Genomic DNA, 13,764 nt, shown 5'->3' on the forward strand with positions numbered 1-13,764 from the left:
TATAATCAACGCATCTTTAGCTATTACAGGGTAAGCAACAATGATCCGCAGTATGACCGCCTATGCCCGGCGTGAAATCAAGGGCGAATGGGGTAGTGCAGCCTGGGAGCTACGCTCTGTTAACCAGCGCTACCTTGAAACCTATATCCGCTTGCCGGAACAATTCCGTAGCCTTGAGCCGGTGATCCGCGATCGTATCCGTGGCCGCCTGACTCGTGGCAAAGTGGAATGTAACCTACGTTTCGAACTCGACCCAAGTGCACAGAGCTCGATGATCCTGAACGAAAAGCTGGCAAAACAACTGGTTGAAGCCGCCAACTGGGTGAAAATGCAAAGCGATGAAGGGGAGATAGACCCCATCGATGTATTGCGTTGGCCTGGTGTCATGTCCGCAGAAGAACAGGATCTGGATGTCATCAGTGAAGAGCTGATGCAGTTACTGGAAAATACGCTCGACGATTTTATTACGGCACGCGAAAGCGAAGGTAGTGCACTGAAAGGCATGATCGAACAGCGGCTGGAGGGCGTAAACACTGAAGTGGCAAAAGTACGCACCCAGATGCCCAATATCCTGCAATGGCAACGTGAACGGCTGGTCAGTAAGCTGGAAGAAGCGCAAGTGCAATTAGAAAACACACGTCTTGAGCAAGAACTGGTGCTAATGGCACAACGCATTGACGTTGCAGAAGAGCTGGACCGTCTGGAAGCGCACGTCAAAGAGACGTTCAATATCCTGAAGAAAAAAGAAGCGGTGGGCCGCCGTCTCGACTTTATGATGCAAGAATTCAATCGTGAAGCGAATACCTTGGCCTCAAAATCAATCAATGCGGAGGTCACAGCCTCAGCCATTGAACTAAAGGTATTGATTGAGCAAATGCGTGAGCAAATCCAGAATATCGAGTAATCATTCAGGAAGCATCAACAAGCCGCATAAATCCAGAATGCCCGCATAACAGCGGGCTTTTTTGTTATCATGAGCTAGCATAAAGAAGCAAGAAAGCACACTATTGCCATGTACCTCGCTTTGCCCCTCAAAAATTGGTCGAGATCGCCTTAAAATGAGTTTGGCCTGATGACTTGAACCAGCCTTGGCAAGATGTATCAATTTACCAGGCAATTCGTGACGGTATGGATCTTGCCCCATATCGGAGTTTTATTCTGTAAAATGACCATGGCCACGGCGAGTCGATAACAAAAAACTCTGAGAGGTGGTATCGATGCGAAAGAATCGGCGTGAAAAGGCTGCGCAGCACACGGCAACGATTACCGGCACAATCGCCAACACACCCAGGCGCATAAAGACACGAATGGGCCGAGTTATGGCCGCCGCCACAGTGCTGGTGGAGTCGGACAAGCCCAACCCGTACCCGATGCAGGTAATCGGCTTTGTCTGTTGGCGCTGGGATTGATGATCCACCGGCGGAGTTAACGGTTATCAGATAACGGTGCATACAGCTTCTCCGTCAAGAGTTTCCTACTCTAATGAACTCCACCAATCTCATAACGGATAAGGAACAATTGATCACGGATAGGCTTAACGTCATAACGGATTGTAGATCACTCGCCTTCTTACCACACAAGGCTACCCACTTAAAAAACTGTTCAAACATACAGTTATATTTTTAATTTGGCGTTTTAATGATCCTTCCTGGACTTTCTTATCACTTAAACTAGGGTAAGATACGACCAATTTATACCCACAATACTCACATGGAGGTACAGTGTTCCGGATATCTGATCTGACAGATCTGCGTGCACTATCTGAATCCTCAGAGCTGGAGTTTAAATTGGCTCAAGGGAAAGATGGTAGAGGCAAGTTGCCGGATGACTTCTGGCCAACTTATAGCGCCATGGCAAATTGTCGCGGTGGATATGTTGTTTTAGGTATTCGTGAAAAGAAAGGTGAGTTCACTGTTGCGGGTATTCCGGATGTTAATACCGTCAAAAAGCAGCTCTTTGACCTTGCAGGCAGCAAGAAAAAGGTAAACGTTAATCTTCTTACTGATCAGCTTGTTCAAACTGTCAAATTAGACGGCAAAGAGATACTTGTCATTGAGGTACCGATTGCAAGACGTGAGCAAAAACCAGTCTATTTAAACAATCAACCAATAACAGAAACATGGTTCAGAATGCATGAAGGTGACCATCGTTGTTCTGAAGAACAAGTTCGCAGGATGATGGCTGAACAAGTTGAAGAAAGCCGTGATAACCGCATTGTCCAGAACTTCGATATGAACGATATAAACCTAGAGAGTCTTCTGGCCTATCGAAACCTTCTTTCAGCCTCTAATCCAGTCCATCCCGCGTTAGAGCTAGACAATTTTGCATTCTTACGCAGCATCGGCGGATATAGAAAAGATCGCCAAACAGGTACTGAAGGTATGACTTTGGCAGGCATCCTCATGTTTGGAACATGGGAGGCCATACAAGACGTAGCTCCAAACTATTTCGTAGATTACCAAGAACGACCAGAAGCGAGAACAGAGAGAAGGTGGGTTGATAGACTCTGCCCTGATGGAACGTGGTCGGGTAACGTATTCGATTTCTACAGGCGTACATACCGAAAACTAATAGCCGACTTGAAAGTGCCTTTTGAACTAAAAGAAGGTATCAGGCAAGACGATACACAAATACATACCGCTCTGCGTGAAGCGCTGGTAAACACCTTGGTACATGCGGACTATACAGGCCGGATTTCAATCATGGTCGTAAAAAGACCTGATTTATTCGGCTTTCGCAATCCTGGGCTCATGCGTGTACCTCTTGAACAAGCGATAAAAGGTTACGAGAGCGATTGCCGTAATCGTCTTATGCACCAGATGTTTTTGATTATCGGTGCTGGGGAGCGCTCAGGCTCAGGGATTCCCAAAATATTTAGTGGTTGGAAGTTGGCCAACTGGCGTCTCCCCCGGTTGTATGAAAAAACAGAACCGGAACAAACACTGCTTGAACTCTCTATTGGTAACCTTGTCTCGGAAGAAACAGCGGCTCTTCTGCATTCCAAATTCGGAGACAAAGTTGATCACCTAAGCGAGCTTGAACGCAGTATCGTAATTACAGCAGCGGTAGAAAAATGGATAGATCATGAACGGGCTTGCCAACTCACCAGCTTGCATTCTCGTGAAGTTACTCTTACGCTTCCTCGCCTCGTAACTGGCGGTTTTTTGATTCCACACGGTGAAAAAAGAAACAAATCATACACATTACCAGGGCAAGAGCTCCCCTCTCCTGAAGATGTTTTTGGTGTTAATCCGTTATCAACAAGCACACCCGATTCCCTACACGGCCAAATCATCACGGATAATACCTCTTTGATCACGGATAGCAGCTACTTGATCACGGATAACGACGAGATAATAACGGATAACGAGCAAGAACGAGACGATCTGGGCCGTTTTGTTACAGACAAACTTCCTTATCCTTATATCGACAACCTCGATCACCTTTCTTTGTCGCTAAGGCAGCAACTAGAAGCAGCATCAGCATTAGCAAGAGAGAAAAAAAGACTCTCAAATGAAGTTATGGATGAAATTATCCTTGCGCTTTGCGCAGGCCATTACATGCCGCTTAGTATTATTTCTAAACTGATGTCCCGCACCCCACAAAACTTGCGAGAGAAACAACTAGTTCCTTTAGTAAGGATGGGAAAAATTCGTTTAGCCTTTCCTCATGCAAGAAGACATAAACGGCAGGGCTACATAGCTTGTGAAGTGGTGAATACCAGCATGTGTACAAAAAACAGCCCGAAAAGGTGAGCATTCCTTTTTACCGTGTACACAAGGGTGTACACAATAGAAAAGCGCATTATAAGAAATCCAGTAATCAAAAGGATTTTAAGCCGACACTCAATGTATAAATCCAATATCGAGTAACCATTCAGGAAGCATCAACAAGCCGCATAAATCCAGAATTCCCGCATAACAGCGGGATTTTTGCTTGTTATGGAGCAGTATAAGGCAGCAATAAAACGCAACGTTTACATGAGATTGTCGGATGAGTGCGCATTTACCTGATGGCAGCCACGAAGCAAAACCGGAATGTATCGGATCATTTCGTTGAAGCCACCTAAAAGGTCACTCTTGGTTCTGGGGCTCAACGCGAATTAGATGATATTCATCTATCTCGGTATGCTACTACGATTTTTGCTCACCCAGTGGCGAGAGCCTGGACGGTTGTTTAGCACCAATGCCAGCCAGTAGTTCGGTAAGCGATAACACCATGGTGGAACGTACCATCTGTTGATAGCGCTGGTGTTGCATGGCAATCAACGACTCATCCGCTTCACTCGGCTGTAAAAAGGTGGGTACTGGGGGGAGTTCACTCACACAGTGCAGTTCACCAAAGGGCCCCAGGATTTCATCATCAATAAAGCGATATTCAGTGCCATCATGATTCAACTCTTCGCGCATTGCCATCAGCAACTCGGCATCTTCATATTCATGCCGTGAAATAACCCCCAGGCCATACATCAGTTTAAGGCGAACTGAGAGTTCACCAAGCGGGCCAGCACCAGACAATAGGGGTTCGACGGCATACTTCACCGCATAATCGTCTTTACGAAATACCTGCACCACTAATACGTTCAGTGCTTCGGCTAACAACTCGACCGCTGCGATCAGAAAGCTACGTACCGTTTTGCCAGCATTCAGTTTTTCCAATACTTTGTTTTCAAATGCCTTTGTGTCAATCATCGTCACTTTTCGAACAGCATTAGGGGTGCCCTTTCTTAGCGGAAATCAATATAGGCCAGGGCAAAAAAATTTGCCCTGCATCCTAACCGTTATCCGTGAAGTAAGGGAGTGTTTATTGACACCGATTTATTGCGCCATGGAATTTACTGCGACTGCATGGTGTTATACGCAGCCACCGCCTCTTCCACCACCTTGCTGTCAGCCGGTAAGCCAGAAATTTGTATCAGTGCCGCTTTTGGCCCCAGTTTTTCCAGCAATTCTACCAACTCTTTGGCCTGCGGGTCTTGTTCACTGCGGTAACTCATGGCGGCCGCAATCCCTTTTATCAGGTTGCCATGTGGCAAATCGTATTCCAATGTTCCCAACAATGGCTTAATCAAGCGGTCGCCTGCACTGAGTTTACGCAGTGGCTGGCGCCCAACACGCTCAACATCATCATGCAGATAGGGGTTTTCAAAGCGAGAGAGGATTTTGTTGATATAAGCGGCATGTTTATCCGCATCAAAGCCATAACGCTTGATCAACACCGCACCACTCTCTTCCATCGCCCCTCGTACCACCTGACGAACTTGTGGGTCGAGAATAGCATCACGAATCGTCAGTAAGTTGGCGCGCTGCCCCAGATAAGCCGTGATTGCATGGCCAGTATTAAGAGTGAACAACTTGCGTTCAACGAACGCCATCAGGTTGTCAGTCAACTCCATACCCGCAATAGCAGGCGGGGGCCCCTTGAACTGAGTCTGATCCACAATCCATTCGCTGAACGTTTCCACGGTAACTTCCAGCGGATCGCTGCTGTTGGCTTCCGCGGGTGGCACGATACGGTCTACGGCAGAATCCACAAACCCGACATGCTGCTCAACCCAAGCCTGCTCATCCTGCGGCAATACGTCGAAAACAGAGTGCTTGAGCTGGCTGGTGCCGCGCACCATATTTTCACAAGCAATGATATTGAGTGGCTGGGTGTTTCCTTGTTGATGGCGTTTAATCAACCCCTTGGCAATAGTCCCGGCGATTTTAGCCAAGACCTGTGGGCCAACTGCTGTTGTCACAATATCCGCCTCAGCAATCAAATCCACCGCCTGCTCACTGCCGCTGTTAACCGCACTGACATTATTCACTTGTTCAATACGTGATTCATCACCTACCACGTGTACCTGGTAGCTTTTACGTTGGTTCAGTTCATCCAACAACGTCTGGTTAACGTCAGCAAAAGTCAGTTCGGCATGAGCATCAGCCAGTAACTTGCCGATGAACCCACGGCCGATATTACCCGCGCCGAAGTGTAATGCTTTCATAGTTCTACCTTTGTTAATATCGAAGGGTGCACACCCGGTGCACCCTTTAAAACAGTGCTGTGATATTAGCTCTTCTTACTACCAAGTAGTTCCAAAACTTCTTGGACGCTTGCCGTATTAGCTAACCGCTCAATAACCGTTTCATCATCCAATGCATTGGTTAGACAAGTAATCACCTGAATATGCTCATTATTACGGGCTGCAATACCAATCACCAGACGGGCAACCTCATCCTCACCGTCACCAAAACGCACGCCTTGCGGATATTGACAGAACACCACGCCAGTACGCAGTACGCGATCTTTCGCTTCGATGGTGCCATGTGGTACGGCAATCGACTCTCCCAAGTAGGTAGAAGTGAGCTTTTCACGCTCCAGCATCGCCTCTACGTATTCAGGTTCCACATAGCCGCCCTTCACCAATTGCTCACCAGCAAAGCGAATTGCCTGCTGTTTGTCGCTAGCCTGTAGACCGAGGAACACATTATTTTCACTCAATTTAAACAGGTTCTTTTCGCTAGCTTCAAAGCTGTCATCCAACGTTGAAATCACTTTCTGTTCTGTTTCGCTGGTTTTGTGAGCGGCTAGCAGGCGTGCGGTCAAATCACTGTATAACTGACTGTCCAGGAAATTGGTTAATGAAATATGCTGTGCTTGTGGTGCATGACGCATGGCACGTTCCGTCAAATCACGGTGGGTAATCACCAGATCGACATCTTCCGGCAAACTGTTGATCGCGCAATTGGTAACAGAGATATTTTTCAGTCCTGCATCTGTCACTTTCTTACGCAGAACACCCGCCCCCATCGCACTGGAACCCATACCCGCATCACAAGCCACAATAATTTTACGCACGGTACTCAGATCACCATCTACCGCTCCATTAGGCGCTTTAGCTCCTTTGGATTGCGCCTTCATCTCCTGCATACGACGGGTGGCTTGTTCCAGACCCTCTTCCTCTTTAACTTTCGACGTTTTCAGCAGGAAAGAAGAAACCAGGAAGGAGACCAGGAAAGCAGCGAAGATGGCAGCCAAATTGGCGAAATAGGCCCCTTTTGGCGTCATTGCCAATACGGCCAGAATCGACCCTGGGGAAGCCGGCGATACCAGACCCCCATTCAACACCGTCAGCGTGAATACGCCTGTCATACCACCCAGAATCACCGCCAGCAGCAGGCGTGGATTCATCAGTACATAAGGGAAGTAAATTTCATGGATACCACCCAGGAAGTGGATGATAGCGGCACCACCAGCAGACTGTTTGGCACTACCACGGCCAAAGAACATATAAGCCATCAAGACTCCCATACCTGGGCCCGGGTTGGCTTCAATCAGGAAGAAGATAGACTTGCCAGCCTCTGAGGCTTGCTGAATACCCAGCGGCGAGAAGATACCGTGGTTGATGGCGTTGTTCAGGAACAGAATTTTTGCTGGTTCAACAAAGATCGAGGTCAATGGCAGCAGGTTATTAACCACCATGACATGTACACCCGCCGCCAGAATTTTGGAGAGCGCTTCGACCAATGGCCCAATCCCCATAAAGGAGATAAGTGCCAGCAGCATACCGATGATACCGGCGGAGAAGTTGTTCACCAACATCTCAAAACCACTTTTGATCTTGCCATCTACCCAGCGGTCAAAATGCTTAATCGCCCAACCACCCAGCGGACCCGCGATCATGGCACCGAGGAACATCGGGATATCAGCACCCACCACGACACCCATGGTGGTAATTGCACCAACCACACCACCACGATCGCCACCCACCAATTTACCGCCGGTATAACCGATCAACAGTGGCAACAGATAGGTGATCATTGGCCCAACCAGCTTGGCCAATGTCTCATTTGGCACCCAACCGGTAGGGATAAATAATGCGGTGATAATACCCCAGGCGATAAATGCGCCGATGTTGGGCATAACCATATTGCTTAGGAAACGGCCAAAGTTTTGCACTTTAACCTTGATATCTGGTGAAAACATAAAACACCCCCCTATTGCTACGCGCTGACAATAAGAGCGCGCATTCATTGTTGTCATATCCAGCCGTGTTGCTGCTGTTTGCGAAATGGACTCTACCACGCTCCTCTGACTACGCGAACCTCACCCAAGAAACGTGATTAAAATCACACAACAGAGGGGGTTAACCCAGTGGATTTAGTGATTGAAATCACAATTACTTTCGATATTAGAAATAATAGACACCAATAAAGCGTCACCGCCAGCCAATAACGTGATTAAAATCACGTTATTGGCCGAAGGGTTTGTTCTTAAATTGATACATTGATCACGATTTATTTTACGCACCACAAGCGAACCGCGCTCTTGAATGGGATCTTCCCTGCGGCACCCACTCTGCCAGAGAGCTGACCAGGCAAACTCAGCGACCCACATCTCTGGCTGACACTCAAAGCCATTTTTCATGCCGGCAAAAAGAAACACTGATCCACAAATCCAATTCTGGATCCTTTATAACCTGGACAATACGCTCACGAATCAAATCCAACTGGCTGATGCCGATATGTTCCATGCTTTCTGGCAGAACGACATAGATCTCCAAGAATAATCCGCGACCTATACGTGTTTCATAGTGGGAATATTTGATGAAGCCGTATTCACGGCTAAGTTGTTGCATTAACTCTTCCACCTTTTTATCCAATGCTGCAGGTGTCATCATCAGAACTTCTTTTATGGCATTAAAGATTATTTTGGCCGGCATTGGCATGACAAACAGGATCAGGACTGCCAGTATCATCGAATCCACATAGGGGACCAGATAGGCAAAGCGCGTGTCTTGTAAAAACCAGGCGAGGATAAAAGCGACAAAGATCGCGGCACTGATCGCTGTGGAGATCATCCAGCCCCGCACGTCCAACTCGACCAGTGGGGAAGATATCCCTTTGTTAGCGTTTTTTTGTTTCAAAAATATCGCAAAACAAATGACGGTGATACTAAAGGCATAGGCTATCGCCCACCCTAACTCAAAATGATTTCCCCCTCCCAAAAGACTTTGAATCGCGTTAATAAAAGCATACAGACAGAGTAACAACAGTAGGCTGCCGTTAAATACCAGAACCAAGGGTTCTACGTGCCAAAAACCGTATTGAAAACGGCGACTGCTCGGGTTTTGCCCGATTAGCCGTAATACGAATAACGCCAAGCCGGATAGGGTCGCATCCAATATGGCGTACATACCATCAAACATGATCGATCTTGAGCCGGTAATAAAACCGAAGGTGATACTCAAACAAGATATCCCAAGAGCACCATAAATTGAGCGCCTTAAAAGCTGTTGTTCACGTTGAGTACTGGGCACGATAATGACCTCCAACTGACCGAATGGCTCTGTTCCCGTATTTTACGGCGCTGTTGAATATACCCATCGTCAAACAAGTCGCCGGGGTATTCAAAAAGCCAGATGTTTTATCCTGCAAGTTAATTGAACTTGGCCATAGTTATGCTTCGACCACGCGTTTTCGGCCCGATAACTGAAGTGTAGTATAGAGATCAGGGTACGGAAGGATGACAAGGCGTTGAAAAAAGGGGAACCCATACTCAGGTACATTCAAACTACAGCCTGAAAGCCGCTCGAATGTACCTGGATAGTTTTGCTTACTGCATCACTGCCTGCACCGTTTTCTGTGCATTGAGCCAATCCTGCTGCTTAGCCACCAGATTGGACATCATGGTGTTGTACTGCGCCACCTGCTGCTGAGTACGGAACTGTACACCGCCATTATTGAAACTCACCTGATTACCCTGAGCCTGCAAGAAATCCCCAACTAGCACCAGTTCCTGAACAAAACTGCTGGTGGTTGGGATCACTGGCATCAAGCTATTGCTTGGTGTGGTAACAATCTTGTCATACACCTGGCTATACACCGCTTTCAAATCATCAGGTTGCTTCAACGCGGCACGGGCGCTATCCGCCTGTAACTTCGCTGACTGTATCTGTTGACCCAACAGGTTCAATGCACCCAACGATTGCTGCAAGGTATCGCGCTTAGCGATATAGTCTTGTGCGGTGCGAATTTGATTAATCTGTTCCAGTGCTGGTGTCAGACTTGCCTCAACCGATTTCGACAATTGCTGAGAAAAACCCACCAGAATGGCGTAATCACTCACATAAGTGCCAAATTTCTGTTTTTGGTCTTCACTCAACGTTGGAATGTGTACACCGCTACGCATCACCGTATTATGTAAATAATCAATAAACGCTTTACGCTGTTCTGGCTCTTTATCGCCGCAGGCGGTCAGTTGCATCACGACCAACAATGCAAATACCGGTGCCAACCAACGCGAAAAGCCTCTGCTTTGGATCCCTACCGCCATGTGACATAACTCCCGTTATTAATGTCTCTTTTATCTGGCTCCATGCCTTATGTTGCACTCCGTTGCAGATAAGAATAGATCAACTCCCTGCTATAGGATACGTGATTCAACGTTCAGCCCAGAATAACCGACGGATTCTCATGATGATGAAAAAGCGCCCTCAGGCGCCTTTTCATTAATACTTTACCCTTACTGCAACACCGAAATATCCGCTACTTGCAGGAACAGCTCACGCAACTTACTCAGCAACGTCAAGCGATTCACCCGCACCGCATCATCTTCAGCCATCACCATCACACTGTCGAAGAACGCATCAACCGTCTCACGCAACGCCGCCAGTTCAACCAATGCTTCCTGATAACGACCTGCAGCAAACAAAGGTTCCAGCTTGTCACGCAACACCACCAGATGAGTGGCTAATTTCAGCTCTGTCGGCTCTTTCAATACCGAGGCTTGAACCTGATCCAGCAATACATCGTTGGATTTGGCTAAGATATTGGAAACACGCTTGTTAGCCGCAGCCAACGCGGTGGCCTCAGCCAAGGTACGGAAATGTGTTACCGCCTTCACCCGTGCATCAAAGTCTGCCGGCCGGGTTGGGCGACGCGCCAATACCGCCTGGATAGTATCCACTGCATGGCCTGCTTCCTGATACCAGGTACGGAAACGCCCCAACATAAAGTCGATGACATCATCCACCACCTTGGCATTGGTCAGCTTGCTGCCATACAGGCGCGCAGCCTCTTCGGTCAGGGTTTGCAAATCCAGTGACAGGTTTTTCTCAACGATGATACGCAGCACGCCCAACGCAGCACGGCGTAAAGCAAACGGGTCTTTATCACCTTTTGGATGCTGGCCAATACCAAAAATACCGACCAGCGTGTCCATTTTGTCAGCGATTGCCAACGAGCAAGCCACCAGCGATTGAGGCAGTTCATCACCCGCAAAGCGTGGCTGATACTGCTCGTTAAGCGCAACAGCTACGTCCTCGGCTTCACCATCATGGCGTGCGTAGTGCATCCCCATCACACCCTGAGTATCGGTGAATTCGAACACCATATTGGTCATCAGGTCGCACTTCGACAGCAGCCCGGCACGCGTTGCGTGATTAACATCAGCACCAATCTGGCCCGCAATCCAGCCGGCCATGGCTTGAATACGGTCAGTCTTATCACGCAGGGTACCCAACTGCTGCTGAAACAGTACCGTTTCCAGGCGCGGTAAATGATCTTCCAGACGCTTCTTGCGGTCAGTATTAAAGAAGAATTCAGCATCCGCCAAACGAGGACGCACCACTTTCTCATTACCAGAGATGATTTGCTGCGGGTCTCGGGACTCAATATTGGCGACGAAGATAAAATTCGGTAACAGTTTGCCAGCGGCATCGTAGACCGGAAAATATTTCTGGTCACCCTTCATGGTATAAACCAACGCTTCAGCAGGCACTGCCAGGAATTTCTCTTCAAATTTTGCCGTCAGCACCACCGGCCACTCAACCAATGAAGTCACTTCCTCCAGCAGGCTCTCACTCAGATCGGCTTTTCCACCAATCTTCTGTGCTGCCAGTTCAGCATCACGTTTAATCAACGCCTTGCGGGTTGCGTAATCGGCGATCACTTTACCGCGCTCCTGCAGGATTTGCGGATACTGATCGGCGTTCTCAATAGTAAACTCTGGCTCACCCATAAAACGGTGACCACGAATGGTGCGAGCCGAATCGATGCCCAGCACGGTGCCTGGGATCAGTTCTGCCCCTAGCAGCATGGTCACCGTATGTACCGGACGCACGAACTGGGTTTCTTTATCACCCCAACGCATCAATTTGGGAATCGGCAGCTTTGACAGTGCCGTGCTCACCATACCGGCCAACAGTTGCTGTGCGGATTGGCCTTTAACATGGGCGCGATACAGTAACCATTCACCTTTATCGGTCACCAGGCGTTCAGCTTGATCAACGGTAATGCCGCAACCACGCGCCCAGCCCTCAGCGGCCTTACTGGGCTGACCGCTGGCATCGAATGCCTGAGCGATGGCCGGGCCACGTTTTTCAATTTCACGGTCAGCCTGTGCCGCGCTGAGTTTAGCCACTTTTAATGCTAGGCGACGCGGAGCAGCAAACCAGCTCACTTCGCCATGTGCCAAGCCGGCATTATCAAGTTCAGCCGTAAAATCTGCAGCAAAAGCTTCTGCCAGTGAGCGAAGAGCCTTCGGCGGCAGCTCTTCGGTGCCGATTTCCACCAGGAAAGTCTGTTGAGTCATAGCTGCCTCTTACTTCTTATTACACATCGGGAAGCCTAACGCTTCGCGGGAAGCGTAGTAGGCCTCGGCAACGGCTTTGGTCAGCGTGCGGATACGCAAAATATAACGTTGACGTTCGGTGACCGAGATCGCCTTACGCGCATCCAGCAAATTGAAGGTATGGGCCGCTTTGAGAATACGTTCATACGCAGGTAATGGCAGGGGGTTTTCCAACGCCAATAGGGTTTGCGCTTCCTTTTCGTATTGCTCAAAACAGGAAAACAGGAAATCTACATCCGCATACTCAAAGTTGTAGGTGGATTGCTCCACTTCGTTTTGATGGAACACATCGCCATAGGTGGTGATACCCAATGGCCCGTTGCTCCAAATCAAATCGTAGACGCTATCCACACCCTGGATATACATCGCCAGGCGTTCCAGACCGTAAGTGATCTCGCCGGTGACCGGTTTACATTCCAAACCACCAACCTGTTGAAAATAGGTGAACTGGGTCACTTCCATCCCGTTCAACCACACTTCCCAACCTAATCCCCAGGCCCCTAGTGTCGGGTTTTCCCAGTTATCTTCAACAAAACGGATATCGTGAATAGCAGGATCCAACCCCAGTTCTTTCAATGAACCCAGGTACAGTTCCTGAATATTTTCCGGTGAGGGTTTAATCACTACCTGGAATTGATAATAGTGTTGCAGGCGGTTGGGGTTTTCCCCATAACGGCCATCGGTCGGGCGACGTGAAGGTTGCACATAGGCCGCAGCCATTGGCTCCGGGCCAAGAGCACGCAAGCAGGTCATCGGGTGAGATGTTCCTGCGCCAACTTCCATGTCCAAAGGTTGAACAATAGTGCAACCCTGGCGCGCCCAATAGTCCTGCAGTGTCAGGATCAGACCCTGAAAGGTCTTGGTATCAAACTTTTGCATGTTGAATTCGCACGCGATACAAGTGGATTTAATAGAGGGGCTCAGTATACCTGTTGACCGTAAGATATACAGCCAGAATCCAGCAACAAGTCACAATCCCCCGATAAAAACCGTGGTGTGATATGCAAAAAGCCGGTTCAGCACGATACCCTAGTTCATTCAGCTTACCCCATGAGGCCCGAATAGCGACAGCAACAGGTTCAAGGTTGACGAGGCATCAAGGGAGTTTGCAAAATGCGGCACTTTAAACTCAGCGTTTTTGGGAGC

General features: G+C 48.4%; 11 protein-coding genes and 1 pseudogene. 3 read left to right on the forward strand and 9 right to left on the reverse strand.

The genetic code is table 11. The features are described from left to right. Window positions 1–40: 40 nt before the first annotated feature. Window positions 41–904 carry a YicC/YloC family endoribonuclease gene (locus tag IO95_RS08775; protein ID WP_023490025.1) on the forward strand — a complete coding sequence of 288 codons (864 nt, stop codon included), beginning with the start codon at window positions 41–43 and terminating at the stop codon, window positions 902–904. A 249-nt stretch (window positions 905–1,153) separates the two neighbouring features. On the opposite strand, the gene IO95_RS25120 is transcribed toward IO95_RS08775, so the two are convergent. After that, window positions 1,154–1,417 carry a hypothetical protein gene (locus IO95_RS25120; protein ID WP_152554916.1) on the reverse strand — a complete coding sequence of 88 codons (264 nt, stop codon included), beginning with the start codon at window positions 1,415–1,417 and terminating at the stop codon, window positions 1,154–1,156. 304 nt (window positions 1,418–1,721) lie between these two features. Between IO95_RS25120 and IO95_RS08785 the strand changes: the two genes are divergently transcribed. Next, window positions 1,722–3,755: an RNA-binding domain-containing protein gene (locus IO95_RS08785; RefSeq protein ID WP_051791157.1), complete on the forward strand. Its 2,034-nt coding sequence runs from the start codon at window positions 1,722–1,724 to the stop codon at window positions 3,753–3,755. Between the two features lie 281 nt (window positions 3,756–4,036). Then, window positions 4,037–4,132 (forward strand): annotated as a pseudogene (dinD, locus tag IO95_RS26045) (DNA damage-inducible protein D); the annotation flags it as partial. Between the two features lies 1 nt (window position 4,133). Here dinD and IO95_RS08790 read toward each other — a convergent pair. The 8 genes from IO95_RS08790 to glyQ all read right to left on the reverse strand — a co-directional run bounded on the left by IO95_RS08790 (window position 4,134) and on the right by glyQ (window position 13,497). Further along, complete coding sequence (locus tag IO95_RS08790) at window positions 4,134–4,691, reverse strand: MltR family transcriptional regulator (RefSeq protein ID WP_023491294.1); 558 nt, start codon at window positions 4,689–4,691, stop codon at window positions 4,134–4,136. Window positions 4,692–4,834: 143 nt separating this feature from the next. After that, complete coding sequence (locus tag IO95_RS08795) at window positions 4,835–5,989, reverse strand: mannitol-1-phosphate 5-dehydrogenase (protein ID WP_023491295.1); 1,155 nt, start codon at window positions 5,987–5,989, stop codon at window positions 4,835–4,837. 65 nt (window positions 5,990–6,054) lie between these two features. Then, entirely contained in the window at window positions 6,055–7,971 is a 1,917-nt protein-coding gene (locus IO95_RS08800) for a PTS mannitol transporter subunit IICBA (RefSeq protein ID WP_037384843.1), read from the reverse strand. A 174-nt stretch (window positions 7,972–8,145) separates the two neighbouring features. Further along, window positions 8,146–8,412 carry a hypothetical protein gene (locus IO95_RS08805; protein WP_037384846.1) on the reverse strand — a complete coding sequence of 89 codons (267 nt, stop codon included), beginning with the start codon at window positions 8,410–8,412 and terminating at the stop codon, window positions 8,146–8,148. Beyond that, window positions 8,396–9,307 carry a cation transporter gene (locus tag IO95_RS08810; RefSeq protein ID WP_037384984.1) on the reverse strand — a complete coding sequence of 304 codons (912 nt, stop codon included), beginning with the start codon at window positions 9,305–9,307 and terminating at the stop codon, window positions 8,396–8,398. The genes IO95_RS08805 and IO95_RS08810 overlap by 17 nt, the downstream gene beginning before the upstream one ends. Window positions 9,308–9,600: 293 nt before the next feature. Then, on the reverse strand, window positions 9,601–10,320 hold the full coding sequence (locus tag IO95_RS08815; RefSeq protein ID WP_037384849.1) for a DUF3053 domain-containing protein: 720 nt from the start codon (window positions 10,318–10,320) through the stop codon (window positions 9,601–9,603). 189 nt (window positions 10,321–10,509) lie between these two features. Then, a complete protein-coding gene (gene glyS, locus IO95_RS08820) occupies window positions 10,510–12,579 on the reverse strand; it encodes a glycine--tRNA ligase subunit beta (RefSeq protein ID WP_023491269.1) in 2,070 nt (689 codons plus the stop codon). 9 nt (window positions 12,580–12,588) lie between these two features. Next, window positions 12,589–13,497, reverse strand: a complete 909-nt coding sequence (glyQ, locus tag IO95_RS08825; protein ID WP_023491270.1) for a glycine--tRNA ligase subunit alpha — start codon at window positions 13,495–13,497, stop codon at window positions 12,589–12,591. Between the last annotated feature and the right edge of the window lie 267 nt (window positions 13,498–13,764).

Source organism: Serratia sp. DD3 (assembly GCF_000496755.2).

Excerpts from the sequence above, each read along its gene's own strand:
- IO95_RS08775 (WP_023490025.1), top strand. The coding sequence starts at position 41 with ATGATCCGCAGTATGACCGCCTATGCCCGGCGTGAAATCAAGGGCGAA.
- glyS (WP_023491269.1), bottom strand. The coding sequence starts at position 12,579 with ATGACTCAACAGACTTTCCTGGTGGAAATCGGCACCGAAGAGCTGCCG.
- IO95_RS08800 (WP_037384843.1), bottom strand. The coding sequence starts at position 7,971 with ATGTTTTCACCAGATATCAAGGTTAAAGTGCAAAACTTTGGCCGTTTC.
- IO95_RS08790 (WP_023491294.1), bottom strand. The coding sequence starts at position 4,691 with ATGATTGACACAAAGGCATTTGAAAACAAAGTATTGGAAAAACTGAAT.
- IO95_RS08805 (WP_037384846.1), bottom strand. The coding sequence starts at position 8,412 with ATGAAAAATGGCTTTGAGTGTCAGCCAGAGATGTGGGTCGCTGAGTTT.
- IO95_RS08795 (WP_023491295.1), bottom strand. The coding sequence starts at position 5,989 with ATGAAAGCATTACACTTCGGCGCGGGTAATATCGGCCGTGGGTTCATC.
- IO95_RS08815 (WP_037384849.1), bottom strand. The coding sequence starts at position 10,320 with ATGGCGGTAGGGATCCAAAGCAGAGGCTTTTCGCGTTGGTTGGCACCG.
- glyQ (WP_023491270.1), bottom strand. The coding sequence starts at position 13,497 with ATGCAAAAGTTTGATACCAAGACCTTTCAGGGTCTGATCCTGACACTG.